Genomic DNA, 203 nt, shown 5'->3' with positions numbered 1-203 from the left:
GCAGGGTGTCATCCGCGTACCCTGCAACGCCGGTTTGAACACTTCTGGCTAGTTGATGTCCCCGATCCCACGATCGGGCACGAAGGCCGGGTCTACGACCAGGTCTTTCTTGACGGCACCTACACAGCCGGCGGATGCTTGATTGTTGCCGCCACCTTGGATCACGTCATCGCTTGGCACTGGTGCACACGTGAGACCACCCG

At 60.6% G+C, this 203-nt stretch carries 1 pseudogene; it reads left to right on the top strand.

The features are described 5' to 3' along the window. Positions 1-203, top strand: a pseudogene (locus QP413_RS10255) (IS256 family transposase); the annotation flags it as partial.

It is taken from the genome of Corynebacterium sp. UMB4614 (assembly GCF_030217065.1).
Lineage (GTDB): Bacteria > Actinomycetota > Actinomycetes > Mycobacteriales > Mycobacteriaceae > Corynebacterium.
This window is presented reverse-complemented; position numbering and strand designations above follow the sequence as displayed.